The 24,902-nt window shown below is 52.9% G+C and carries 18 protein-coding genes, 1 tRNA gene, 3 rRNA genes and 1 other annotated feature; of the genes, 11 read left to right on the top strand and 11 right to left on the bottom strand.

Annotation, left to right across the window (positions count from 1 at the left end):
* Position 1 precedes the first annotated feature (1 nt).
* The 4 genes from ACQG22_RS17680 to ACQG22_RS17665 form a co-directional block, all read right to left on the bottom strand.
* Entirely contained in the window at positions 2-487 is a 486-nt protein-coding gene (locus tag ACQG22_RS17680) for an OmpA family protein (protein ID WP_013098347.1), read from the bottom strand.
* Between the two features lie 12 nt (positions 488-499).
* Positions 500-1,720, bottom strand: coding sequence for a diguanylate cyclase DgcN (dgcN, locus tag ACQG22_RS17675; protein WP_369706995.1), 1,221 nt, complete (start codon positions 1,718-1,720; stop codon positions 500-502).
* On the bottom strand, positions 1,713-2,249 hold the full coding sequence (locus ACQG22_RS17670) for a YfiR family protein (protein WP_028028085.1): 537 nt from the start codon (positions 2,247-2,249) through the stop codon (positions 1,713-1,715). The genes dgcN and ACQG22_RS17670 overlap by 8 nt, the downstream gene beginning before the upstream one ends.
* A gap of 154 nt (positions 2,250-2,403) precedes the next feature.
* Positions 2,404-2,778 carry a DUF2799 domain-containing protein gene (locus tag ACQG22_RS17665; protein WP_020690780.1) on the bottom strand — a complete coding sequence of 125 codons (375 nt, stop codon included), beginning with the start codon at positions 2,776-2,778 and terminating at the stop codon, positions 2,404-2,406.
* A 214-nt stretch (positions 2,779-2,992) separates the two neighbouring features.
* Here ACQG22_RS17665 and aroF point away from each other — a divergent pair, with 214 nt between their 5' ends.
* From aroF to ACQG22_RS17650, 3 genes are read left to right on the top strand one after another with little or no spacing between them, the layout of a single operon-like run.
* On the top strand, positions 2,993-4,063 hold the full coding sequence (gene aroF, locus ACQG22_RS17660; protein WP_013098343.1) for a 3-deoxy-7-phosphoheptulonate synthase AroF: 1,071 nt from the start codon (positions 2,993-2,995) through the stop codon (positions 4,061-4,063).
* Between the two features lie 10 nt (positions 4,064-4,073).
* A complete protein-coding gene (tyrA, locus tag ACQG22_RS17655; protein WP_013098342.1) occupies positions 4,074-5,195 on the top strand; it encodes a bifunctional chorismate mutase/prephenate dehydrogenase in 1,122 nt (373 codons plus the stop codon).
* A gap of 60 nt (positions 5,196-5,255) precedes the next feature.
* The gene (locus tag ACQG22_RS17650) at positions 5,256-6,128 is read left to right on the top strand and encodes an SMP-30/gluconolactonase/LRE family protein (protein WP_335276969.1); all 873 of its coding nucleotides are present in this window, start codon (positions 5,256-5,258) and stop codon (positions 6,126-6,128) included.
* On the opposite strand, the gene pheA is transcribed toward ACQG22_RS17650, so the two are convergent.
* The 4 genes from pheA to bamD form a co-directional block, all read right to left on the bottom strand.
* Positions 6,125-7,285 carry a bifunctional chorismate mutase/prephenate dehydratase gene (pheA, locus tag ACQG22_RS17645; protein ID WP_369706996.1) on the bottom strand — a complete coding sequence of 387 codons (1,161 nt, stop codon included), beginning with the start codon at positions 7,283-7,285 and terminating at the stop codon, positions 6,125-6,127. The genes ACQG22_RS17650 and pheA overlap by 4 nt on opposite strands.
* Before the next feature lie 30 nt (positions 7,286-7,315).
* Positions 7,316-7,441: a sequence feature (Phe leader region), on the bottom strand.
* The gene (gene pheL / locus ACQG22_RS17640) at positions 7,393-7,440 is read right to left on the bottom strand and encodes a pheA operon leader peptide PheL (protein WP_100249759.1); all 48 of its coding nucleotides are present in this window, start codon (positions 7,438-7,440) and stop codon (positions 7,393-7,395) included. (Overlaps the previous feature by 48 nt.)
* A 103-nt stretch (positions 7,442-7,544) precedes the next feature.
* Positions 7,545-7,886, bottom strand: coding sequence for a ribosome-associated translation inhibitor RaiA (raiA, locus tag ACQG22_RS17635; RefSeq protein WP_008502470.1), 342 nt, complete (start codon positions 7,884-7,886; stop codon positions 7,545-7,547).
* Between the two features lie 268 nt (positions 7,887-8,154).
* Positions 8,155-8,892, bottom strand: coding sequence for an outer membrane protein assembly factor BamD (gene bamD / locus ACQG22_RS17630; RefSeq protein ID WP_013098339.1), 738 nt, complete (start codon positions 8,890-8,892; stop codon positions 8,155-8,157).
* Positions 8,893-9,023: 131 nt separating this feature from the next.
* Between bamD and rluD the strand changes: the two genes are divergently transcribed.
* The 8 genes from rluD (at position 9,024) to ACQG22_RS17590 (ending at position 20,374) form a co-directional block, all read left to right on the top strand.
* The gene (rluD, locus tag ACQG22_RS17625) at positions 9,024-10,004 is read left to right on the top strand and encodes a 23S rRNA pseudouridine(1911/1915/1917) synthase RluD (protein ID WP_029882082.1); all 981 of its coding nucleotides are present in this window, start codon (positions 9,024-9,026) and stop codon (positions 10,002-10,004) included.
* Entirely contained in the window at positions 10,001-10,732 is a 732-nt protein-coding gene (yfiH, locus tag ACQG22_RS17620; protein ID WP_102752721.1) for a purine nucleoside phosphorylase YfiH, read from the top strand. The genes rluD and yfiH overlap by 4 nt, the downstream gene beginning before the upstream one ends.
* Before the next feature lie 129 nt (positions 10,733-10,861).
* Positions 10,862-13,435, top strand: a complete 2,574-nt coding sequence (gene clpB, locus ACQG22_RS17615) for an ATP-dependent chaperone ClpB (RefSeq protein ID WP_013098336.1) — start codon at positions 10,862-10,864, stop codon at positions 13,433-13,435.
* Between the two features lie 429 nt (positions 13,436-13,864).
* Positions 13,865-15,404 (top strand): 16S ribosomal RNA (locus ACQG22_RS17610).
* Positions 15,405-15,488: 84 nt separating this feature from the next.
* Positions 15,489-15,564 (top strand) — tRNA-Glu (locus tag ACQG22_RS17605).
* A 182-nt stretch (positions 15,565-15,746) separates the two neighbouring features.
* Positions 15,747-18,650 (top strand): 23S ribosomal RNA (locus ACQG22_RS17600).
* Between the two features lie 63 nt (positions 18,651-18,713).
* A 5S ribosomal RNA gene (gene rrf / locus ACQG22_RS17595) occupies positions 18,714-18,829 on the top strand.
* The 16S, 23S and 5S rRNA genes sit together here with 1 tRNA gene alongside, the layout of an rRNA operon.
* A gap of 249 nt (positions 18,830-19,078) precedes the next feature.
* Complete coding sequence (locus tag ACQG22_RS17590) at positions 19,079-20,374, top strand: MFS transporter (RefSeq protein WP_013098335.1); 1,296 nt, start codon at positions 19,079-19,081, stop codon at positions 20,372-20,374.
* Here ACQG22_RS17590 and ACQG22_RS17585 read toward each other — a convergent pair.
* The 3 genes from ACQG22_RS17585 to ACQG22_RS17575 all read right to left on the bottom strand — a co-directional run bounded on the left by ACQG22_RS17585 (position 20,371) and on the right by ACQG22_RS17575 (position 24,868).
* The gene (locus ACQG22_RS17585) at positions 20,371-20,694 is read right to left on the bottom strand and encodes a YfiM family lipoprotein (RefSeq protein WP_020685902.1); all 324 of its coding nucleotides are present in this window, start codon (positions 20,692-20,694) and stop codon (positions 20,371-20,373) included. The two genes, ACQG22_RS17590 and ACQG22_RS17585, sit on opposite strands and share 4 nt — an antisense overlap.
* 44 nt (positions 20,695-20,738) lie before the next feature.
* The gene (gene pssA, locus ACQG22_RS17580; protein WP_029882218.1) at positions 20,739-22,094 is read right to left on the bottom strand and encodes a CDP-diacylglycerol--serine O-phosphatidyltransferase; all 1,356 of its coding nucleotides are present in this window, start codon (positions 22,092-22,094) and stop codon (positions 20,739-20,741) included.
* Between the two features lie 110 nt (positions 22,095-22,204).
* The gene (locus tag ACQG22_RS17575) at positions 22,205-24,868 is read right to left on the bottom strand and encodes a bifunctional acetate--CoA ligase family protein/GNAT family N-acetyltransferase (protein ID WP_102752286.1); all 2,664 of its coding nucleotides are present in this window, start codon (positions 24,866-24,868) and stop codon (positions 22,205-22,207) included.
* Between the last annotated feature and the right edge of the window lie 34 nt (positions 24,869-24,902).

Genomic DNA, 24,902 nt, shown 5'->3' with positions numbered 1-24,902 from the left:
GCTATGGCGTGCTGATGACCACCGCGACCCGACGGTTTTCAGCACGCCCTTGCGCCGTACTGTTGCTGGAAACCGGATATTTTTTACCTAATCCCTGCGTGGTGAGGTTGCTGCGCGGGATATTGGCGCCTTTGGCCCAGACGTCAGCCACTGCATTGGCACGTTTTAACGACAGCGCTTCATTGTAGCTCTCTTCACCGTAATTATCGGTGTGGCCATCCATACGGGCGTGTTTCAGGCCGGTAGCCGCCAGGCGAGAGGCCATGGTGCGGATCTGCGCTTCACTTTCCGGGCGCAGTCTGGCGTCATTTTTATCAAACAGGATCGTATCTGACAGGCCCAAAGACCAGTCGCCATTCAGTTCGTTAAAACCGTATGACTTCATCGCCGCAATTTGCTCAGGGGAGAATTTACCTTCAGGCGGTGACTGACAACCCGTCAGTACCATCGAAGCGAGAAATAACGGCGCGAAGTATCGCTTTAACATATCGTATCCTTTCTAAGTTATTGCTTTTGTACGCTGGTTTTTATCCTGGTACATGTTGCGGTCGGCTTGCTCCAGTAATGCTTCCACAGAGGCACTTTCCCACGCCAGAGCAAAGCCAATGCTAAGTGACATCGTTGCTGTCTGCCCGTTATGCAGATCGAACGGGCGCATAAACTGCTGCGACAACGCAGCACAAATCTGTTGAACCTCCGCGGCAGACTGCACGCCGTACAGCACCATCGCAAACTCGTCACCGCCAAGGCGGTATGACTGATGACGCTTATCGCCAAACTCAACCATCCGGCGGGCGACTTCAATCAGGACGCAATCGCCCGCAGCATGTCCCCAGGTATCGTTAATAAACTTGAAATTATCACCGTCGAGGAAGAGCAGGGCAGTGTTGGTTTTTGCGGAGGCGTCGTGCATTAATGCCGCGATGCTGCTACGAAACGCCGCCCGATTGGCGAGGCCGGTGAGAGGATCGTGCATGGCGGTACGCAGTAGCTGAGCGTTTTTCGCCTGCAGCTTAAGCTGCCACTCTTCCATTTCATCCAGCAGACTGTTGAAGTCTTCGCCAAACTGGTGGAATTCTTCGATGCGACCATCCTTCACCCGCCGGGAAAAGTTGCGGTTGGTGCGTACGTCATGCACGACATCGGTGATGTTTTGCAGCGCCGTGACCATGCCATGATGCAGAGATTGTGTAATCGTAAGCGCGACGGCGGTGGCAAAAAGAATACAGCCGGTAAGAACGGCAAACGACAACCAGATGAAATGGCTGATGAGATTATCGCGTGCGGTCAGGCGAATTTCGCCGATCGCATTACCGTTATGCATGATGGGCTGTGCGACCGGGTCGGGGAACAGCCAGCGGCTAACCAATGCACCCAGCGTGTCGTTATTCTCTTCCGGGTTCCAGGACCAGTAAGCAAACCGCTTTTTATGCGCGTTAATAACCTCAGCCACGGCAAACTGGCCCTGTTTACCCAGGGTGGTGAGCGTTTCGTTAGCCGCCAGCGAATCATTAAACACCAGTGAGGCTTCAAGGCTGTGGCTCATTGTTGCGCCGGTTAATTCGAGATTTTTTTGGGCGTATTGCTTTAATGTCACCACGGAAGCAAAACAGAGCAGGAGCCAAATTAACGTCATGGTGATGATGACGCTTATCATGCTGATTCGTCTCAACGTGCTTTTAAACGTTGGACGTGGCGTTGAAGTGATTTCTTTATCCATGCTGCTTATTCCGTGCCAGCATTAATACATCCGGATTGACGCGTACGCCACTGCGCGTCAATGCATCCAGATTAACGGAAAATCTGACCTGGTTATGATCGATTATCAGGCAGAATGCACTGCCAATAACACATTCCGGATTCTGCTCTGAGATTAATAGCAATGCTCTGCCCTGATATTGACTTATTAATTCAAGTTGTTTTGCAGGCGATTCAGCCCCGAAATAAATAGCATCACACGTCGCGGACAGGGCTTCCTGATCGTTACGTACAATGACGGGAGTATAAGGTAACTCGCTTTGCCCCTCTTCGCTGCTCAGTGCTTGCGTGTAGTGAGATGAGGCATAAACGCAGAGTTTAGGTTGCCCGGAAAGTGACGGCCATCGGGTATAGCTCACAATACCCGATACAATCGAACGTACCGATTTATCGGTTTCCGTGAACGTGGCTGCCGGTGCTGGGCCCACCATAAAGAACAGCATTAGCACCAGAGTGAGTCGGAACAAAGAGATCAAGAATGAATTTCTCACCAGAATCCGCCATACCGCTCTGGAAAATAGATGTCCTTACGAGTTGTCGGCAGAATACCATTGTTTATCAAAGCCGTCATTATGTCAGAAATGTACTGAGTACGACCTAAGCTAAATCCTACAGTTGTATATATTCCGGCGTATAAAAAACGGCTTAATTAAGTCTGCTGGAACGCATACTTTCATCCATTCCTTGTTGCCATGATTCATGCAGTTTTGCTGCGTTTTCAACAGTATCACAACTGGCCGGGAAAGATTTACCTGCTACCCCCCAGGCGTGAATAAAACCTTCCTCACACACTTTTTTCTGTCCGTCGGCGTAGCCACGAAGATATTCACTACGATCAACCTGCGGGTCGTTAAAACTATCGGCCAGCGTCTGATTATCTTTAACCGGCAGACCATTCATGGCGTCTTCTTTACCCGCATCAAACCAGCTGGGACTAGTCCAGTCGGGCTGGAAGGTATAAGGGTTGATCTCACAGCCCGATAAAAACAGCGACAACAGCATCAGAGCGATTGAACGCATAGCCATTCTCCTTTTTTCTTCAGCATAGCCTGGCAAAAGAAAGTGGGGGTGTAATTTTATGTTTACGATCTTGTCGGCTGATTTTTGCAGTAAAATGGCTTTTGTAAAGTAAAGTGTACGTATTTTGGATTGAAATCTTTACTTGTTGTGGTATCGTTGTTTCACCTCTTCGAGGAAAACACCTATCGCAAACGAGCTTTACAGGATCGCCATCATGCAAAAAGACGCGCTGAACAACGTACATATCACTGACGAACAGGTTTTGATTACACCGGATCAACTGAAAGCGGAGTTCCCGCTGAGCGCCGCGCAGGAGGCTCAAATTGAGCACTCGCGCCAGACCATTTCTGACATTATCGCTGGCCGCGATCCGCGTCTGCTGGTGGTATGTGGTCCTTGTTCCATTCACGATCCTGAAACCGCCATTGAGTACGCTCGTCGATTTAAAGCATTAGCGGAGGAGGTCAGCGATAGCCTCTACCTGGTGATGCGCGTCTATTTTGAGAAGCCACGTACCACCGTTGGCTGGAAAGGGTTGATTAACGATCCGCACATGGATGGCTCGTTTGATGTGGAAGCCGGTCTGAAGATTGCGCGTCGCCTGCTGGTTGAGCTGGTCAGCATGGGGCTGCCACTGGCAACCGAAGCGCTGGATCCGAACAGCCCGCAGTACCTGGGCGATCTGTTTAGCTGGTCTGCGATTGGTGCGCGTACTACGGAATCACAAACCCACCGTGAAATGGCGTCTGGTCTGTCGATGCCGGTTGGTTTTAAAAACGGGACCGACGGTAGCCTTGCCACGGCGATCAACGCCATGCGCGCCGCGGCCATGCCGCATCGCTTTGTAGGTATTAACCAGGCGGGCCAGGTTTGTCTCCTGCAGACGCAGGGTAATCCGGACGGTCATGTGATCCTGCGTGGCGGTAAAGCGCCAAACTACAGCCCGGCAGATGTGGCACAGTGTGAAAAAGAGATGGAGCAGGCGGGACTGCGCCCGGCACTGATGGTAGATTGCAGTCATGGTAATTCGAACAAAGATTACCGTCGTCAGCCTGCGGTGGCGGAATCGGTGGTCGCACAAATCAAAGACGGCAACCGTTCTATTATCGGTCTGATGATTGAGAGCAATATTCATGAAGGCAATCAATCATCTGAACAACCGCGCAGCGCAATGAAGTACGGTGTGTCCGTGACGGATGCCTGCATCAGCTGGGAAACCACCGATGCGCTGCTGCGTGAGATCCACAAAGATATAAACGGCCAGCTGGCGACGCGTCTGGCTTAAGAGGTTAGGTATGGTTGCTGAATTGACCGCATTACGCGATCAAATTGATGAAGTGGATAAGGCGCTGCTGGATCTGTTAGCACGCCGTATGGCGCTGGTTGCCGAGGTGGGTGAGGTCAAAAGCAAATATGGCCTGCCGATTTACGTTCCGGAGCGCGAGGCCTCCATGCTGGCTTCCCGTCGTAAAGAGGCCCAGGCGCTGGGCGTCTCGCCGGATTTGATTGAAGATGTTTTGCGTCGTGTGATGCGGGAGTCCTACTCCAGCGAAAACGATAAAGGCTTCAAAACCCTTTGCCCGTCCCTGCGCCCGGTCGTTATTGTGGGCGGGGCGGGTCAGATGGGGCGGCTGTTTGAAAAAATGCTGACCCTGTCTGGCTATCAGGTGCGTATCCTGGAAAAAGAGGACTGGGCAAAAGCGCCGGAGCTGATGAAAGATGCCGGAATGGTCATTGTCAGCGTGCCGATTCACGTGACGGAGCAGATCATTGCTAAGCTTCCTCCGCTGCCGGCAGATTGCATCCTGGTGGACTTGGCATCCGTGAAAAATGGTCCGCTGCAGGCAATGCTTGCTGCGCATACGGGGCCGGTCCTGGGGCTGCATCCTATGTTTGGCCCGGACAGTGGCAGCCTGGCGAAACAGGTGGTGGTCTACTGCGATGGTCGTCAGCCGGAAGCCTACCAGTGGTTCCTGGAACAGATTCAGGTTTGGGGCGCGCGGCTGCACCGCATTAGCGCGGTTGAACACGATCAGAACATGGCGTTCATCCAGGCGCTGCGCCACTTTGCGACCTTTGCCTATGGGCTGCATCTGGCGGAAGAGAATGTGCAGCTTGAGCAGTTATTGGCACTCTCTTCGCCTATCTATCGTCTGGAGCTGGCGATGGTGGGGCGTCTGTTTGCTCAGGATCCCCAGCTTTACGCCGACATTATTATGTCGTCTGAGAACAACCTGGCACTGATTAAGCGTTACTACCAGCGATTTGGCGAAGCCATTACGCTGCTGGAGCACGGCGACAAGCAGGCGTTTATCGACAGCTTCCGTAAGGTCGAACACTGGTTTGGCGATTACGCGCAACGTTTCCAGAGCGAGAGCCGCACGCTGTTGCGTCAGGCAAATGACAGTCGCCAGTAATGCGATGATGTATATACTGAAAGCCAGCATTGCTGGCTTTTTTCATTTTGGGGAACTGTCATGGCCGAACCGCAGCTGCTGTTGAACTACACCGGGCATCTGCCCGAATGCCCGACGTGGAGTGCAGAGGAAAATGCGCTTTACTGGGCGGATATTCTTGAAGGTGAGATCCACCGTTATCATTTACCCACGGCGGAACACACCGTGCTCTCTTTCCACGAAGAGGTGGGGTGTTTCGCCCTGCGCGAACGTGGCGGCTTTATCGTCGCGATGCGAAGCGGCATCTGGCTTTCCGATAAACACGGCCTGCTGCAGCGCAAAGTCTGTGATAACCCGTCGAATCCGCAGCTTGCGCGTTTCAATGATGGGGGAACCGATCACCGGGGCCAGTTCTACGCCGGGACCTTCTGGGCACCGGGTGATTACAACGGGGCGCTGCTGATGCGCATTGATAACGATCTGACGCCAAAAGTTATCCAGTGCGACATTCATGGCCATAATGGTCTGGCATTCAGCCCCGACCAGCGGTGGATGTTTACTTCTGATACGCCAAACGGCGTTATCTACCGTACCCCACTGGATGAGCAGGGGGAACCCGGTAAAAGGGATGTATTCCGCCGGTTCAACGACGGCGAAGGGATACCTGACGGTGCCGCGATGGACGTGGAAGGCTGTTACTGGAGTGCGCTGTTTGATGGCTGGCGCATCGCGCGCTTTTCACCTCAGGGAGAGCAACTGGAAGAGTACCGAATGCCGGTCCGTTGCCCAACGATGGTCTGCTTTGGCGGTGACGATATGAAAACGCTGTTTATCACGACCACACGGGAAAATATGGATGCGCAGGAGGTGGCACAATATCCCCTCTCCGGCGCTATCTTCACCCTGCCGGTCAGTGTGGCAGGGATGAAGAAAAGCCGGTTTATCGAACGTTAGCTTGGGTCAACCGGTACCACGTTTTCGCTCGGATAACAGCCCAGCACCTTCATTGAACGGGTGATTTCGCTCAGTTCACGCAGGGCTTTCTGCATGGACGGTGATTCCAGGTTGGCCTGAATGTCGAGATAGAACATCTCTTCCCACGGATTGCCGTGAATCGGGCGCGATTCGAGCCGGGTCATGATCAGATTGTGGTTACGCAGTACCAGCAGCGCTTCAACCAGTGCGCCTGCCTGCTGCCCGGTTGCCATCAACAGGGTAGTTTTGGCGGGCACCTGATCAGAGACATTAATGGCTTTGCGTGCCAGCACGATGAAGCGGGTAATGTTTTGCGTCTGGTTTGCCAGGTTACGTTCCAGAACCTGGAGACCATACAGCGCACCGCCCGCCTCGCTGCCCAGCGCCGCGACGGTGGGGGAGTTTGCCTGGGCGACTTTTTCCATCGCCGCGGAGGTGCTTTCGGTGTACTCAATTTTCCAGTTCGGATAACGGTTGAGGAACTGACTGCACTGCTGGAACGGCTGCGGATGGCTATAGACCGTCTCGATGGTGCTCAAATCGGTTGAGCCAGAGACCAGCACGCAGTGATCGATAGGGATTGTCAGCTCCCCAACCAGCGACAGGCTGGTGTGTTGCAGCAGATCGTACACGTCGTTGATGGCACCGGAACTGGTGTTCTCAATCGGCACGACGGCGTAATCCGCCTGGCCGGTTTCCACCTGATTGAAAATATCGGCGAACTTTGCGCAGCCGCTCTCAATGAACTCTTCAAAATGACGTGCAGCGTACTGGCGGGCAGCCAGATGGGAGTAGGAGCCCTTAGGGCCAAGAAACGCGATGCGGGCAGAGTGCGGGTTGGTTTTATTCAGATGCTGCTGCAACAGCGCTTGCTGGGTCAGAACAGAGTCTTCGATGATGAGCTGGAACAAACGGGTGATGTAATGTGCGTCAAGGTCATGGGCTTTGCCGAGTTGAATCAGACGTTCCAGCAGGTCGCGTTCGCGGTCGATATCACGTACCGGACGGTGGGAGTCCAGTTTGGCTTTACCCACTTCGATGGCGAGCGCGCGGCGTTCAGCCAGAAGTGCCAGTAATTTTTCATCCAGCGCGCTGATTTTTACTCGCAGATCCAGTAACGGGTTTTCCGGTGTCATAGTGTTGTCTGTCTCGTTTTATCGTTATCAATAAAAAAGGCCTCCCGGTGTGGGAGGCCTTGTTGTTCGTCTTCGCATTCTTTATCACACGACGAAACGCCTCCCGTTCAGGGGAAGGTAAAAAAGAATGCGAAGAAAAACGGCGTCAGTTTCATGAAATCATCCTGTGGTTGATAACGTTAAAGTACCCGTACTGTTTTCACCCTGTCAATAAAAAACGCGCCCGAAGGCGCGTTGGCGGTAAACTCAATTTAAAGGATTACTCTTCTTCAACTTCTTCCGCGAAGCTGGCGTCTTTCACCGAGGTCGTGGCGCGACGGGCTTCACCTTTGTGCTGCACTTTATTGAGCTGCCGTTCCAGCTTGTTGATCAAATCGTTAATAGCGGTGTACATATCCTCGTGTTTTGCGCTGGCGACCAGATGGCCGTTTGGAGTATTGATAGTTGCGTCAGCGATGAAACCCTGCGGCTCCTTAGACAGGATGATATGTGGATTAATCAAGTGTGTTTGCCATTTATCCAGTTTGGCGAGACGGTCTGCGACGTGCTGGCGAATTGCCGGGGTAATTTCCATTTGTTTGCTGGTAATGTTCATTGTCATAAATTTTACCTCTTGTCTTTCCGTCTTGGTGATTCCAGCATACCTGTCCTAATGTCAAAATGTGTGATTTAGATCACGTTATTTTGTCGGTTTTTGTCAGGGAATCTTTTTTGTGAGGCAGGGCAGGAAGAGGTGAGATTTACCTTGTCGAAGGCAAAAATTGCGGTCATAGTTGATAGGATGTGTTGAAGCTAAACCGCTTCAGCTTTGTCTGAAATGAATAAAAAAACGGCAGCCCGCGGGCTGCCGTTTTGCTTTGACGTCGCTATCAGGTGTTGCTGCTGTTCGCGGCGATGATTTTTGCTACCTTGTCTGCCTGTGCGGTCATCTGCATCTGGCGGTAAGCATTCTCCATCAGCTTCAGGCCGTCGCGGGTCGCCTGCGTATCCGGATAATCACGCAGCATTCCTTCTACACGGTTAACCACGGCAACCCATGCGCCACGGCGGGTGTAGTATTCAGCAACCGAGTATTCGTATTTCGCCAGACGGTCTTTCAGGAACACCAGACGTTTGGTGGCGTCGGTTACGTACTGGCTGTTCGGATAGCCGCGCACCAGTTTGGAAAAGTCGTTGAACGCATCACGCGCATGCTGCGGGTCACGGTCGGAGCGATCCACACCGAAGAAGCCCTGCAGGGCACTGTCATCCAGCGCCATGTTGGTAAGACCGCGCATGTACATTACATAGTCGATGTTAGGATGAGTCGGGTTCAGACGCATGAAACGATCGATGGTTGCCTGAGCCAGCGGCAGATCGGCATTTTTATAGTATGCGTAGATGAGATCTAACTGTACCTGCTGCGAATACGGACCAAATGGATAGCGATTATCCAACGCTTCCAGTTGCGTTATCGCCTGTTTCCAGTTACCGTCCTGCAACTTTTGTTGTGCAGTCGCATAGATTTCATTCGGCGGATTGTCAGGGACCTGTTCATTTGAACCGGAGCAGCCCACCAAAGCCAGGCTCAACGTGGCCGCTGCCACCAGATATTTCATGCGCGTCATGACGTTTTGACTTTCCTCAAATGTTTGTCCGGGAGAAACTCTGTTCCTGCTCCCGATTAAGACCAGCTACAATAGCACACTATATTAAACGGCAAAGCCGTAAAACCCAACGTTAAACGAAGAAGCAGTTTATGGCACAACGAGTAGAACTCACCGCAACAGTCTCCGAAAATCAGCTCGGTCAACGCTTAGATCAAGCTTTGGCCGAATTGTTCCCTGATTATTCGCGTTCACGCATAAAAGAATGGATTCTTGACCAGCGCGTGCTGGTAAACGGTAAAGTCTGGGACAAACCGAAAGAGAAAGTGTTAGGTGGGGAAGCTGTCGCCATCAATGCTGAAATCGAAGAGGAAATCCGCTTCGAGCCACAGGATATCCCACTGGACATCGTCTATGAAGATGATGACATTCTGGTGATTAACAAGCCGCGCGACCTGGTTGTTCATCCGGGAGCGGGGAATCCTGACGGTACGGTACTTAACGCACTTCTCCATTATTATCCGCCGATTGCTGATGTACCGCGTGCCGGTATCGTGCATCGTCTGGATAAAGACACCACCGGTCTGATGGTGGTGGCAAAGACCGTACCTGCCCAGACTCGCCTGGTGGAATCACTGCAGCTGCGTGAGATCACCCGCGAATATGAAGCCGTGGCTATTGGCCATATGACTGCTGGCGGTACGGTTGATGAGCCGATCAGCCGTCACCCTACCAAACGTACTCATATGTCGGTGCATCCGATGGGTAAACCGGCGGTAACGCACTATCGCATTATGGAACATTTCCGCATTCATACGCGTCTGCGTCTGCGTCTGGAGACCGGTCGTACCCACCAGATCCGCGTGCATATGGCGCACATCACCCATCCGCTGGTGGGGGATCAGGTTTACGGTGGTCGTCCGCGTCCGCCAAAAGGGGCATCGGACGAGTTCATCAGCGTACTGCGCAAGTTTGATCGTCAGGCGCTGCACGCCACCATGCTGCGCCTTTATCACCCTATTTCAGGGATTCAAATGGAATGGCATGCGCCGATCCCGCAGGATATGGTGGAGCTTATTGACGCCATGCGCGCGGATTTTGAAGAACACAAAGATCAAGTGGACTGGTTATGACCAAACTGATTGTTCCGGAGTGGCCACTGCCTGAAGGTGTGGCTGCCTGCAGTTCAACCCGCATTGGCGGGGTAAGCCAGGGGGCGTGGGCGTCTTTGAACCTTGGCGCACACTGCGGCGACAACCTGGAACACGTTGAAGAAAACCGCTCGCGGCTGTTTGCTGCGGGCAACTTACCGTCTAAACCGGTGTGGCTTGAGCAGGTTCACGGTAAAGCCGTGCTGAAGTTGACGGGAGAACCCTACGCGTCTAAACGTGCCGATGCCTCCTACAGCGATACGCCGGGAGCAGTATGCGCGGTGATGACAGCCGATTGTCTGCCGGTGCTGTTTTGTAACCGTGCGGGTACCGAGGTTGCGGCTGCTCATGCGGGCTGGCGTGGTCTGTGTGAAGGCGTGCTGGAAGAGACCGTCGCCTGCTTCAAAGACGATCCTGCAAATATCATTGCCTGGCTTGGCCCGGCAATTGGTCCTCAGGCATTCGAGGTGGGCCCAGAGGTTCGTGAAGCGTTTATGGCAAAAGCTCCGCAAGCCGTTAACGCTTTCGAACCCGTGGGGGAAAAATATCTGGCCGATATTTATCAGCTTGCACGTCAGCGTCTGAATAATGTCAAGGTGACGCAGATCTTCGGCGGTGACCGCTGTACGTTCACCGAAAAGGGTGATTTCTTCTCTTATCGCCGCGACAAGACGACGGGGCGTATGGCAAGTTTTATTTGGCTGATATAACCTAAAGAATCAAGACGATCCGGCACGTGCCGTTTTCTTTTCACATAATTCAGGTCATTAACCTTGAATAATTGAGGGATGACCTCATTTAATCTCCAGTAGCAAATTTGACCTGTTATGGGAGGAGTTATGCGTCTGGATCGTCTTACTAATAAATTCCAGCTTGCTCTCGCCGATGCCCAGTCCCTTGCACTGGGGCACGACAACCAATTCATCGAACCTCTTCATTTAATGAGCGCCTTGCTAAATCAGGAAGGGGGATCGGTACGTCCATTATTAACGTCTGCTGGCATTAATGCTGGCCAGTTACGCACTGCCATCGATCAGGCGCTGAGCCGTTTACCGCAGGTAGAAGGTACCGGCGGTGACGTTCAGCCGTCCCAGGATCTGGTGCGGGTGCTGAACCTTTGCGACAAGCTGGCGCAAAAACGTGGGGACAACTTTATTTCGTCGGAACTGTTTGTTCTGGCGGCGCTTGAATCACGCGGTACCTTGACCGACCTGCTGAAAACTGCCGGCGCAACCACGGCCAATGTGACTCAGGCGATTGAGAAAATGCGTGGGGGTGAAAGCGTGAACGATCAGGGAGCCGAAGACCAACGTCAGGCTTTGAAAAAATTTACGGTCGATCTGACCGAGCGTGCTGAGCAGGGTAAACTTGACCCGGTGATCGGCCGTGATGAAGAAATTCGCCGTACTATTCAGGTTCTGCAGCGCCGTACCAAAAACAACCCGGTGCTGATTGGTGAACCGGGTGTTGGTAAAACCGCCATCGTTGAAGGACTGGCGCAGCGTATTGTAAACGGTGAAGTACCGGAAGGGCTGAAAGGCCGCCGTGTACTGGCGCTGGATATGGGGGCGCTGGTGGCCGGGGCGAAGTATCGCGGTGAATTCGAAGAGCGCCTGAAAGGGGTGCTTAACGATCTGGCAAAACAAGAAGGCAATGTCATTCTGTTTATCGATGAGTTGCACACCATGGTCGGTGCCGGTAAAGCAGACGGCGCGATGGATGCCGGGAACATGCTGAAACCTGCACTGGCACGCGGTGAACTTCACTGTGTGGGTGCCACGACGCTGGACGAGTACCGTCAGTACATCGAAAAAGATGCTGCACTTGAACGTCGTTTCCAGAAGGTGTTTGTCGCGGAACCAAGCGTGGAAGATACCATCGCGATCCTGCGTGGTCTGAAAGAACGTTATGAGCTGCACCACCATGTGCAGATCACTGACCCGGCGATTGTTGCGGCAGCGACGCTTTCGCATCGTTATATCGCCGACCGTCAGTTACCGGATAAAGCGATCGACCTTATCGATGAGGCCGCATCCAGCATTCGTATGCAGATAGACTCGAAACCGGAAGAGTTGGACAGACTCGACCGTCGTATTATTCAGCTCAAACTGGAACAGCAGGCACTCAAGAAAGAGTCTGATGAAGCCAGTAAAAAACGCCTCGATATGCTCAATGAGGAACTGGACGATAAAGAGCGCCAGTATTCTGAGTTAGAAGAAGAGTGGAAGGCAGAGAAAGCGTCACTCTCTGGCACTCAGACCATTAAGGCTGAACTTGAACAGGCAAAAATTGCCATTGAGCAGGCGCGTCGAGTGGGTGACCTGGCGCGAATGTCTGAGCTGCAGTACGGCAAAATCCCTGAGCTGGAGAAACAGCTTGAGATTGCGACGCAGTCTGAAGGCAAAACGATGCGTCTGTTACGTAACAAAGTAACGGATGCGGAAATTGCAGAGGTGCTGGCGCGCTGGACCGGTATTCCGGTAGCACGCATGATGGAAAGCGAACGCGATAAACTGCTGCGCATGGAGCAGGATCTGCATCAGCGCGTGATTGGCCAGGACGAGGCGGTTGAAGCGGTTTCCAACGCCATCCGTCGTAGCCGCGCCGGATTGTCTGATCCTAATCGTCCGATTGGTTCGTTCCTGTTCCTGGGCCCTACCGGGGTGGGTAAAACCGAGCTGTGTAAGGCGCTGGCTAACTTTATGTTCGACAGCGACGATGCGATGGTGCGTATCGACATGTCCGAGTTTATGGAGAAACACTCCGTTTCACGTCTGGTGGGTGCGCCTCCGGGATATGTCGGTTATGAAGAGGGAGGTTACCTGACAGAAGCGGTACGCCGTCGCCCTTATTCCGTCATCCTGCTGGACGAAGTGGAAAAAGCGCACCCGGATGTGTTCAATATTCTTCTTCAGGTCCTGGATGATGGTCGTCTGACCGACGGGCAGGGGAGAACGGTGGATTTCCGTAATACGGTCGTGATCATGACATCGAACCTGGGTTCCGATTTGATTCAGGAACGTTTCGGTGAACTGGATTACAGCCATATGAAGGATCTGGTTCTGGGTGTGGTTAGCCATAACTTCCGTCCGGAGTTCATCAACCGTATCGATGAAGTGGTGGTATTCCATCCTCTGGGTGAGAAACACATTGCTTCGATTGCACAGATCCAGCTGCAGCGTCTGTACAAACGTCTGGAAGAGCGTGGATATGAAATTCACATCTCTGACGATGCGCTGAAACTGCTGAGCGAAAATGGTTACGATCCGGTTTACGGGGCGCGTCCGTTGAAACGTGCTATCCAGCAGCAGATCGAAAACCCGCTGGCGCAGCAGATACTGTCAGGCGAACTGGTTCCGGGCAAAGTTATCCGTCTGGAAGCCAACGACGACCGAATTGTGGCAGTGCAGTAAGTCACAAAACGCAAAAACGAGCCGCTTGCGGCTCGTTTTTGTTTAAAAACCAGTCCAGAATTGAGGTCTGGGATGTAATTTGCCTGGAAAGTGAGCAGTCAGTAAATAATTTTCACTTTATCCTTGCAGCTTCAGAATTACTCCCTATAATGCGCCTCCACTGACACGGAATAACGGCACACACGCCGCCGGGTCAGCAGAGAAAAGCAAATTAAACGCTTGACTCTGAAGCGGGAAAGCGTAATATGCACACCCCGCGCCGCAGCGAAAACGAAGCGGCACTGCTCTTTAACAATTTATCAGACAATCTGTGTGGGCACTCAAAGTGACATGGATTCTTAACGTCCTCGGACGAAAAATGAATACCAAGTCTCAACGAGTGAACACGTAATTCATTACGAAGTTTAATTCATTGAGCATCAAACTTTTAAATTGAAGAGTTTGATCATGGCTCAGATTGAACGCTGGCGGCAGGCCTAACACATGCAAGTCGAACGGTAGCACAGAGAGCTTGCTCTCGGGTGACGAGTGGCGGACGGGTGAGTAATGTCTGGGAAACTGCCTGATGGAGGGGGATAACTACTGGAAACGGTAGCTAATACCGCATAACGTCGCAAGACCAAAGAGGGGGACCTTCGGGCCTCTTGCCATCAGATGTGCCCAGATGGGATTAGCTAGTAGGTGGGGTAACGGCTCACCTAGGCGACGATCCCTAGCTGGTCTGAGAGGATGACCAGCCACACTGGAACTGAGACACGGTCCAGACTCCTACGGGAGGCAGCAGTGGGGAATATTGCACAATGGGCGCAAGCCTGATGCAGCCATGCCGCGTGTATGAAGAAGGCCTTCGGGTTGTAAAGTACTTTCAGCGGGGAGGAAGGTGTTGTGGTTAATAACCGCAGCAATTGACGTTACCCGCAGAAGAAGCACCGGCTAACTCCGTGCCAGCAGCCGCGGTAATACGGAGGGTGCAAGCGTTAATCGGAATTACTGGGCGTAAAGCGCACGCAGGCGGTCTGTCAAGTCGGATGTGAAATCCCCGGGCTCAACCTGGGAACTGCATTCGAAACTGGCAGGCTGGAGTCTTGTAGAGGGGGGTAGAATTCCAGGTGTAGCGGTGAAATGCGTAGAGATCTGGAGGAATACCGGTGGCGAAGGCGGCCCCCTGGACAAAGACTGACGCTCAGGTGCGAAAGCGTGGGGAGCAAACAGGATTAGATACCCTGGTAGTCCACGCCGTAAACGATGTCGATTTGGAGGTTGTGCCCTTGAGGCGTGGCTTCCGGAGCTAACGCGTTAAATCGACCGCCTGGGGAGTACGGCCGCAAGGTTAAAACTCAAATGAATTGACGGGGGCCCGCACAAGCGGTGGAGCATGTGGTTTAATTCGATGCAACGCGAAGAACCTTACCTGGTCTTGACATCCACAGAACTTTCCAGAGATGGATTGGTGCCTTCGGGAACTGTGAGACAGGTGCTGCATGGCTGTCGTCAGCTCGTGTTGTGAAATGTTGGGTTAAGTCCCGCAACGAGCGCAACCCTTATCCTTTGTTGCCAGCGGTTAGGCCGGGAACTCAAAGGAGACTGCCAGTGATAAACTGGAGGAAGGTGGGGATGACGTCAAGTCATCATGGCCCTTACGACCAGGGCTACACACGTGCTACAATGGCGCATACAAAGAGAAGCGACCTCGCGAGAGCAAGCGGACCTCATAAAGTGCGTCGTAGTCCGGATTGGAGTCTGCAACTCGACTCCATGAAGTCGGAATCGCTAGTAATCGTAGATCAGAATGCTACGGTGAATACGTTCCCGGGCCTTGTACACACCGCCCGTCACACCATGGGAGTGGGTTGCAAAAGAAGTAGGTAGCTTAACCTTCGGGAGGGCGCTTACCACTTTGTGATTCATGACTGGGGTGAAGTCGTAACAAGGTAACCGTAGGGGAACCTGCGGTTGGATCACCTCCTTACCTTAAAGAACCTGCCTTTGCAGTGCTCACACAGATTGTCTGATGAAAAGTAAATAGCAAGGCGTCTTGCGATTGAGACTGTACGTCCCCTTCGTCTAGAGGCCCAGGACACCGCCCTTTCACGGCGGTAACAGGGGTTCGAATCCCCTAGGGGACGCCACTTGCTGGTTCGTGAGTGAAAGTCACCTGCCGTCATATCTCAAAACTGACTTGCGAGTCATGTTTGAGATATTTGCTCTTTAAAAATCTGGATCAAGCTGAAAATTGAAACGACACACATGTTATGTGTGTTCGAGTCTCTCAAATTTTCGCAATCAGAAGTGAAACATCTTCGGGTTGTGAGGTTAAGCGACTAAGCGTACACGGTGGATGCCCTGGCAGTCAGAGGCGATGAAGGACGTGCTAATCTGCGAAAAGCGCCGGCGAGGTGATATGAACCCTTGACCCGGCGATGTCCGAATGGGGAAACCCAGTGTGATTCGTCACACTATCGTTAACTGAATACATAGGTTAACGAGGCGAACCGGGGGAACTGAAACATCTAAGTACCCCGAGGAAAAGAAATCAACCGAGATTCCCCCAGTAGCGGCGAGCGAACGGGGAGCAGCCCAGAGTCTGAATCAGCTTGTGTGTTAGTGGAAGCGTCTGGAAAGTCGCACGGTACAGGGTGAAAGTCCCGTACACGAAAATGCACAGGCTGTGAACTCGAAGAGTAGGGCGGGACACGTGGTATCCTGTCTGAATATGGGGGGACCATCCTCCAAGGCTAAATACTCCTGACTGACCGATAGTGAACCAGTACCGTGAGGGAAAGGCGAAAAGAACCCCGGCGAGGGGAGTGAAAAAGAACCTGAAACCGTGTACGTACAAGCAGTGGGAGCACCTTCGGGTGTGACTGCGTACCTTTTGTATAATGGGTCAGCGACTTATATTCTGTAGCAAGGTTAACCGTATAGGGGAGCCGAAGGGAAACCGAGTCTTAACTGGGCGTTAAGTTGCAGGGTATAGACCCGAAACCCGGTGATCTAGCCATGGGCAGGTTGAAGGTTGGGTAACACTAACTGGAGGACCGAACCGACTAATGTTGAAAAATTAGCGGATGACCTGTGGCTGGGGGTGAAAGGCCAATCAAACCGGGAGATAGCTGGTTCTCCCCGAAAGCTATTTAGGTAGCGCCTCGTGAACTCATCTTCGGGGGTAGAGCACTGTTTCGGCTAGGGGGCCATCCCGGCTTACCAACCCGATGCAAACTACGAATACCGAAGAATGTTATCACGGGAGACACACGGCGGGTGCTAACGTCCGTCGTGAAGAGGGAAACAACCCAGACCGCCAGCTAAGGTCCCAAAGTCATGGTTAAGTGGGAAACGATGTGGGAAGGCCCAGACAGCCAGGATGTTGGCTTAGAAGCAGCCATCATTTAAAGAAAGCGTAATAGCTCACTGGTCGAGTCGGCCTGCGCGGAAGATGTAACGGGGCTAAACCATGCACCGAAGCTGCGGCAGCGACGCTTATGCGTTGTTGGGTAGGGGAGCGTTCTGTAAGCCGTTGAAGGTGGCCTGTGAGGGTTGCTGGAGGTATCAGAAGTGCGAATGCTGACATAAGTAACGATAAAGCGGGTGAAAAGCCCGCTCGCCGGAAGACCAAGGGTTCCTGTCCAACGTTAATCGGGGCAGGGTGAGTCGACCCCTAAGGCGAGGCCGAAAGGCGTAGTCGATGGGAAACAGGTTAATATTCCTGTACTTGGTGTTACTGCGAAGGGGGGACGGAGAAGGCTATGTTAGCCGGGCGACGGTTGTCCCGGTTTAAGCATGTAGGCGGAGGTTCCAGGTAAATCCGGTACCTTTTAACGCTGAGGTGTGATGACGAGGCACTACGGTGCTGAAGTAACAAATGCCCTGCTTCCAGGAAAAGCCTCTAAGCATCAGGTAACACGAAATCGTACCCCAAACCGACACAGGTGGTCAGGTAGAGAATACCAAGGCGCTTGAGAGAACTCGGGTGAAGGAACTAGGCAAAATGGTGCCGTAACTTCGGGAGAAGGCACGCTGATATGTAGGTGAAGCCCCTGCGGGTGGAGCTGAAATCAGTCGAAGATACCAGCTGGCTGCAACTGTTTATTAAAAACACAGCACTGTGCAAACACGAAAGTGGACGTATACGGTGTGACGCCTGCCCGGTGCCGGAAGGTTAATTGATGGGGTTAGCGGTAACGCGAAGCTCTTGATCGAAGCCCCGGTAAACGGCGGCCGTAACTATAACGGTCCTAAGGTAGCGAAATTCCTTGTCGGGTAAGTTCCGACCTGCACGAATGGCGTAATGATGGCCAGGCTGTCTCCACCCGAGACTCAGTGAAATTGAACTCGCTGTGAAGATGCAGTGTACCCGCGGCAAGACGGAAAGACCCCGTGAACCTTTACTATAGCTTGACACTGAACACTGGTCCTTGATGTGTAGGATAGGTGGGAGGCTTTGAAGCGTGGACGCCAGTCTGCGTGGAGCCGTCCTTGAAATACCACCCTTTAATGGCTGGTGTTCTAACGTAGACCCGTAATCCGGGTTGCGGACAGTGTCTGGTGGGTAGTTTGACTGGGGCGGTCTCCTCCCAAAGAGTAACGGAGGAGCACGAAGGTTAGCTAATCCTGGTCGGACATCAGGAGGTTAGTGCAATGGCATAAGCTAGCTTGACTGCGAGAGTGACGGCTCGAGCAGGTGCGAAAGCAGGTCATAGTGATCCGGTGGTTCTGAATGGAAGGGCCATCGCTCAACGGATAAAAGGTACTCCGGGGATAACAGGCTGATACCGCCCAAGAGTTCATATCGACGGCGGTGTTTGGCACCTCGATGTCGGCTCATCACATCCTGGGGCTGAAGTAGGTCCCAAGGGTATGGCTGTTCGCCATTTAAAGTGGTACGCGAGCTGGGTTTAGAACGTCGTGAGACAGTTCGGTCCCTATCTGCCGTGGGCGCTGGAGAATTGAGGGGGGCTGCTCCTAGTACGAGAGGACCGGAGTGGACGCATCACTGGTGTTCGGGTTGTCATGCCAATGGCACTGCCCGGTAGCTAAATGCGGAAGAGATAAGTGCTGAAAGCATCTAAGCACGAAACTTGCCCCGAGATGAGTTCTCCCTGAGACTTAAAGTCTCCTGAAGGAACGTTGAAGACGACGACGTTGATAGGTCGGGTGTGTAAGCGCAGCGATGCGTTGAGCTAACCGATACTAATGAACCGTGAGGCTTAACCTTACAACGCCGAAGATGTTTTGGCGAAGAGACGATTTTCAGCCTGATACAGATTAACAGAATTTGCCTGGCGGCTTTAGCGCGGTGGTCCCACCTGACCCCATGCCGAACTCAGAAGTGAAACGCCGTAGCGCCGATGGTAGTGTGGGGTCTCCCCATGTGAGAGTAGGGAACTGCCAGGCATCAAATAAGAAGAACCCCGTACCGTAAGGTGCGGGGTTTTTTGCTTTTGTTTTCTCCCTCACCCTGCGGGAGAGGGCACCAGACCGCACCATTCCCCTCCTGGGCTTTCTCCGGAACTTACCTTGCTAACGAAATTTGTGATCTCTCTCGCAATGTTATTTATAACAAAATAATAACATTTAATTTACAAGGTATTGAGTTCCTTCAGAGCTCAACATGCCGTTGTTTATGGCAGGAGTATAATCATAATGACCGAAAGCATTACATCGAACGGGACGCTGGTTGCCAGTGATACCCGAAGAAGGGTATGGGCAATTGTTAGTGCCTCATCCGGTAACCTGGTTGAATGGTTCGACTTTTACGTCTACTCATTCTGTTCACTTTACTTCGCACATATTTTCTTCCCGTCAGGAAACACCACAACGCAGCTACTGCAAACGGCAGGTGTATTTGCAGCAGGATTCTTAATGCGACCGATTGGTGGCTGGTTATTTGGCCGTATCGCAGACCGTCGTGGGCGTAAAACCTCCATGCTGATCTCGGTCTGCATGATGTGTTTTGGTTCCCTTATCATCGCCTGTCTGCCGGGGTATGACGCTATTGGAACCTGGGCGCCCGCCCTTTTATTGCTGGCTCGTTTATTCCAGGGACTCTCCGTTGGGGGAGAGTACGGCACCAGCGCCACGTACATGAGTGAAATTGCACTTGAAGGTCGGAAGGGTTTTTACGCCTCTTTCCAGTATGTCACGCTCATCGGCGGTCAACTGCTGGCCATTCTGGTTGTCGTGATCCTGCAGCAGATCCTCACCGACAGCCAGCTTCATGAATGGGGATGGCGAATTCCTTTCGCGATGGGAGCTGCACTGGCGATCGTGGCGCTTTGGCTGCGCCGTCAGTTAGACGAAACCTCGCAAAAAGAGGTCAGGGCGCTGAAGGAAGCGGGATCGTTTAAAGGACTGTGGCGAAACCGCAAAGCTTTCCTGATGGTTCTCGGTTTCACCGCCGGTGGTTCACTCAGTTTTTATACTTTTACCACCTACATGCAAAAGTATCTGGTGAATACTACGGGAATGCACGCCAACGTCGCCAGCGTCATCATGACCGCCGCGCTGTTCGTCTTTATGCTGATACAGCCGCTAATCGGTGCGCTCTCAGATAAGATCGGCCGTCGCACATCGATGTTGATTTTTGGTGGTATGTCCGCCTTATGTACCGTCCCCATTTTAACCGCGCTTCAGCACGTCTCATCACCTTATGCCGCATTTGCTCTGGTGATGCTGGCGATGGTGATTGTGAGTTTCTACACCTCGATCAGCGGAATACTCAAGGCCGAGATGTTCCCGGCACAGGTGCGTGCTTTGGGAGTAGGGCTTTCTTATGCGGTCGCCAATGCCCTGTTTGGTGGTTCGGCGGAGTACGTTGCGCTGTCCCTGAAATCATGGGGAAGCGAAACGACATTCTTCTGGTATGTGACGATCATGGGGGCGCTGGCCTTTATCGTATCCCTGATGCTGCATCGCAAAGGGAAAGGTATTCGTCTTTAATAATGCGCCATCTGCCACACGGCATAGCCGGTCGTGGCACCGGCAACATCCCAGGCAAAATCTTTCCAGCTCCAGCCGCTCCCTGAGGGGCGGCTATCCCATAATTCTTTAGATGCCCCAAGACTGACTGAGAACATCAGGCCGATTGCCGCACTACGATCCCGGCTATACCCCTGGTGCTGGGCGTACTCATTACCGGCAGCGGACAACATCGCGGATGCGAGGAAGTGTTGCGCTTTATCCTGGCCGGACCAACTATCGTTCGCCATATGGCTACAGCCGGTTAAACAGAGGGTCATGACTAACAGAAGAAGACGCATCAACAGCTCCATAAAAAAGCCCTGCGGGTGGCAGGGCCTGGATATTACAGAATACGGCTGATAAGACGATCGATACGGATGCGACGCAAACGGCGAATAAGCTTACGAACCTTCACCGGATAATCGGCAATGCTCTGTAGCTCGCGGTAATGACGAACAACCGTCGTATGTGTACGAATAAGTTCCAGTTCACGTTCACGCTGCGCGGCCAGCTCATGTTGTGGATCGTGGATCAGAATCGCGTTTTCCAGATCCAGACGCCAGGCACGAGGGTTCAGGTTGTTGCCGGTCAGCAGCATCCATTCATCATCAACCCACATTCCTTTGAGATGATAGCTGTTATCTTCATCTTTCCAGAGACGCACCACCAGCTGGTCGGTGTTTACGTAATACTGTAAGCGACTGAGGAAACGACGCAGGTTAATCTCATAAAGGTAGGGCAGGGCGCCGATGATTTTGAAGGGTTGATCTTCAGGAATGAAAAAGTCATTTGCCGTTTTATCACCGACAATGATTTCCACTTTTTTACCGTCGCGCAGCAGCTGAATGATATTGCGCACCAGCACGGCGGGAAGGTTAAAGTACGGCGTACAGATAGTGAGCTTCTGCTCCGCGCACGGCATCAGATGGAAAATCGTTTTGTTCAGCAGGCTGGATTTGCCTAAGCCCACCAGAGGTGTAACGGACAACTCCTCGTTGTTTGCATCGCCCTGGAAATGATAAACCGCATCGCGCAGCTCCTGGCGGAACGCGCGAACGTCGTTTTTGATTTCCGGGCTTTTCGGGCGATGAGGATCGTCAAGGCGATTCACACCACGGCCATGTACCAGATGCTTATCCACCCAGTTAAACATGATGTCGGCCATCTGCGAATTACGGATCAGATGGTAGCGGTCGTAGCGATACTTATCGAGCTGATGAAGGTAAACATCATTCAGACTCGCGCCACTATAAAGCACGCTGTCATCGATGATGAACCCTTTGAAATGGAGTACGCCAAGCGCTTCACGGGTATTCACTGGCACCCCGTAAACAGGGACATCAACGCCAGGATTTTCCTGCGCCGTGCGGCAATACCAGTCTGCATTTGTATTTGAAGCAGCAGCGCCAATACGGCCACGCTGAGCGCGGTGCCAGTCAACCAGCACGCGAACATCCAGTTCAGGACGCTGACGCTTGGCTTCGTAGAGCGCATTCAGGATCGCGCGGCCACCTTCATCTTGTTCAAGATAGAGTGCCACAATGCAAATGCGTCGCGTGGCGCTGGCAATCTTTTCCAGAAGCGTCTCCCGAAAATGAGCGGGAGCGTAAAAGAACTCTACATCATCAACTGACTGAGAAATCTTCGGTAGTTGAGCAAGGTGTTGTTGATGTTTATTACGCTTAAATTTTGACAACATCACAGTGCGTTTCTTCTCTGTTCATTGAAGGGTTGTCTGTACCATGCAAACAACATAAGCGGACAATGATACCACCAGTCCCGTCCAAAGTGGGTAACATTTCCAGTAGCTTACTCGGGTTTATCCGGCGATTTCAGAGTGAGGGAGAGGGCAACAATCCCCTCGTCCAGCTGAATATCAACGTCAAAACCGAGTTTTCGCGCCAGGGTCACCATACCGCGATTGTTTGGCATAGTAATGCCATTCAGGCGTAACAATCCGTGATCGCGCGTATAACTGATGAGTTTTTCCAGTAGCCGCCGCCCAAGGCCCAGGCCTTTAAGATCGGAGCGCACCAGTACGGCAAACTCCGCATCGACGTTATCCGGATCTGAAATAGCACGCGTCACGCCAAGGATCTCATCACCGTTTTCGGAACGACGAACGGCGACAAAGGCCATTTCTCGATCGTAGTCGATCTGGGTCATATTGGCTAAATCATCGTGGGTAAATTCGTTGATTTCGCTGAAGTAGCGATAGTAAAGATCCTCTTTCGTGACCTGAGAGATAAACGTCCGCAGTTGCGGTTCGTCTTCCGGCAAAATGGGGCGAAACAGCGAACGCTCACCGTTCTTCATCTCCACCCACTCTTCCAGTTGCAGAGGATAAGGACGGATCGCCAGACGGCTCTCTCTGTCGCCTTCGAATGGCGCGATATCCAGGGTGACGTCCAGCGCCGTGAACTCATTGCCGGAGGCGAGCAGAGGATGAATGTCCAGCCGCTGGATCTCCGCGCAATCGACTATCAGGTTAGAGACCTGCACCAGGAACTGGCTTAACCCCGCAATGTCGAGCGGACGCAGGGCGCTCCGGCCACGGATTTTTTTGCTTTTGATGGCCTGAATAATCAGATAGCGAGCAAGGTTCATGTTCAGCGGCGGTAAGGCCACCACGGCTTGTTCTTCAGGGCGCCATTCCACGCCACCTTCTCCCAGCATGATGAGCGGGCCAAAAACCGGATCGTGCTCAACAACCACCCGCAATTCCTGTGCGCCCGCGCGGTTCGCCATGCTTTGCACCAGCAGTCCGTGGATTCTGGCCTGAGGCCAGGCCATTTTTACGCGGTCGAAAATAGCATCTGCCGCTTGCTGAACTTCAGCCGCGGTTCGAAGATACAGCATTACCCCCTGCACATCGGACTTGTGGGGAATATCCGGTGAGCGAAGCTTAAGGGCGACTGGATAGCCTATCTGTTCGGCAATATGTACCGCTTCCGCGCTGTCGCTGGCGATCCAGGTGGGCAGCGTCTGCATCCCATAGCTACCAAGAATGGGTTGCACTTCGTGAGTGTCCAGCGATGTCGCACCTTCATCCATAGCCTGTTGCAACAGCCGGTGAACGTCGACGGAATTTGCCGTCAGATTGCCGGGCAATGCTGGAGTTTCACGTAACTGTTTCTGGTTACGACGGTACTCCACCATATGCATAAAGGCGGTAATAGTCCCTTCCGGGGTGCGGTACGTTGGCAACCCCGCTTCGCTGAACAGTCGCCGTGCCTCCTGAGAGGAGAACTCACCGCACCAGTTGGTGAGCAGGGTGACGTATTTACCGCGCGGATGGTTACGTACTGCTTCAATGAGGGCTCGCGCGCTCTCACTGCCAGGAGCGACCGCGCTGGGGGAGTGGATAATCATCAGCGCATCGAAATCCTGACTATCCAGCAAAATAGAGATGGCTTTGATATAGCGTTCGCTACTGGCATCATCGCGTAAATCAAGGGGGTTCCCGGGGGCAACGCTGATGGGTAAAGCCTCTCTCAGGCGCTGAAGCGTCTCTTCACCGAGCGTGGCCAGCTTGCCATTACGTAACCACAGTTCGTCCAGCGCCAGCGCCGCCGGAGCTGCGCCGTTACTGACGATCATTAATTTCTCTCCGCGCAACGGACGCATATGACTCAACGTCTCGACGGCGGAAAAAAGTTCGTGCGTGTCCTGTACCCGCAGTAAACCCGCGCGCTGGATAGCCGCATCCCAGGCGGGATCCATCCCGGAGTGGGAATGCAGCAGGCTCTGTGCTGCAGGGCTGCGTCCGCTCTTGATGACCAGGATGGGTTTATTACGTGACGCGCTGCGCGATGCCGACACAAAACGACGGGCGTCGCTGAGGTGTTCAAGATAAAGCAGGATCGCACTGGTTTTGCTGTCACGCGCCAGAAAATCCAGCAGTTCATCCACGTCGATATCCAGGCTGTCACCCAGGGCGATGAAGTAGGAGAACCCCATCTCACGCTGCTGCGCCCAGTCAAGGATTGTGTTCGATACCGCAGCCGACTGCGAAATAAAAGCAAGTTTGCCTTTACGGATCGGCACTGGAGAAAAGCTGGCATTCAGTCCTTGCCAGGGGGCGAGCAGCCCCAGACTGTTCGGCCCGAGAATACGCATTTGATAGCGGCTGGCGCACGCCAGAAGCTCGGGCTGCTGTTCAGGAGGAGATGAGAGGATAATGCAGGTCTTACACCCTTTCTTGCCGAGCGATTCCAGCAGTTCCGGGTTACGTTTCGCATTTGTACAAAGTACGGCCAAATCGGGTACGAAAGGCAGGCTCTGCACATCAGGCCACGCAAGCACCCCCTGAACGGCCTTATAGGCCGGTGTAACGGGCATAACGGGGCCATTAAATCCGCCAGCCAGCAGGTTGCGCATCATCAGATAGCCAGCGCGATCCGGTTTCATTGATGCGCCGATAACGGCTATGGATTTAGGACGTAGTAGCGCTTCTAACCCTCGCTGGCTCATGCAGGCCTCCTGTGAATGCAAGCGACCTGATGAT

The sequence above is a fragment of the Enterobacter cloacae complex sp. 309I3 genome (assembly GCF_050031595.1).
GTDB classification, from domain to species: domain Bacteria; phylum Pseudomonadota; class Gammaproteobacteria; order Enterobacterales; family Enterobacteriaceae; genus Enterobacter; species Enterobacter cloacae.
Note: the sequence above shows the minus strand (reverse complement) of the source record. Positions and strands in the feature narration are given on the sequence as shown.

Excerpts from the sequence above, each read along its gene's own strand:
- ACQG22_RS17590 (WP_013098335.1), top strand. The coding sequence starts at position 19,079 with ATGACCGAAAGCATTACATCGAACGGGACGCTGGTTGCCAGTGATACC.
- ACQG22_RS17650 (WP_335276969.1), top strand. The coding sequence starts at position 5,256 with ATGGCCGAACCGCAGCTGCTGTTGAACTACACCGGGCATCTGCCCGAA.
- tyrA (WP_013098342.1), top strand. The coding sequence starts at position 4,074 with ATGGTTGCTGAATTGACCGCATTACGCGATCAAATTGATGAAGTGGAT.
- dgcN (WP_369706995.1), bottom strand. The coding sequence starts at position 1,720 with ATGGATAAAGAAATCACTTCAACGCCACGTCCAACGTTTAAAAGCACG.
- ACQG22_RS17575 (WP_102752286.1), bottom strand. The coding sequence starts at position 24,868 with ATGAGCCAGCGAGGGTTAGAAGCGCTACTACGTCCTAAATCCATAGCC.
- raiA (WP_008502470.1), bottom strand. The coding sequence starts at position 7,886 with ATGACAATGAACATTACCAGCAAACAAATGGAAATTACCCCGGCAATT.
- ACQG22_RS17585 (WP_020685902.1), bottom strand. The coding sequence starts at position 20,694 with ATGCGTCTTCTTCTGTTAGTCATGACCCTCTGTTTAACCGGCTGTAGC.
- ACQG22_RS17680 (WP_013098347.1), bottom strand. The coding sequence starts at position 487 with ATGTTAAAGCGATACTTCGCGCCGTTATTTCTCGCTTCGATGGTACTG.
- aroF (WP_013098343.1), top strand. The coding sequence starts at position 2,993 with ATGCAAAAAGACGCGCTGAACAACGTACATATCACTGACGAACAGGTT.
- bamD (WP_013098339.1), bottom strand. The coding sequence starts at position 8,892 with ATGACGCGCATGAAATATCTGGTGGCAGCGGCCACGTTGAGCCTGGCT.
- pheA (WP_369706996.1), bottom strand. The coding sequence starts at position 7,285 with ATGACACCGGAAAACCCGTTACTGGATCTGCGAGTAAAAATCAGCGCG.
- yfiH (WP_102752721.1), top strand. The coding sequence starts at position 10,001 with ATGACCAAACTGATTGTTCCGGAGTGGCCACTGCCTGAAGGTGTGGCT.
- clpB (WP_013098336.1), top strand. The coding sequence starts at position 10,862 with ATGCGTCTGGATCGTCTTACTAATAAATTCCAGCTTGCTCTCGCCGAT.
- rluD (WP_029882082.1), top strand. The coding sequence starts at position 9,024 with ATGGCACAACGAGTAGAACTCACCGCAACAGTCTCCGAAAATCAGCTC.
- pssA (WP_029882218.1), bottom strand. The coding sequence starts at position 22,094 with ATGTTGTCAAAATTTAAGCGTAATAAACATCAACAACACCTTGCTCAA.
- ACQG22_RS17665 (WP_020690780.1), bottom strand. The coding sequence starts at position 2,778 with ATGCGTTCAATCGCTCTGATGCTGTTGTCGCTGTTTTTATCGGGCTGT.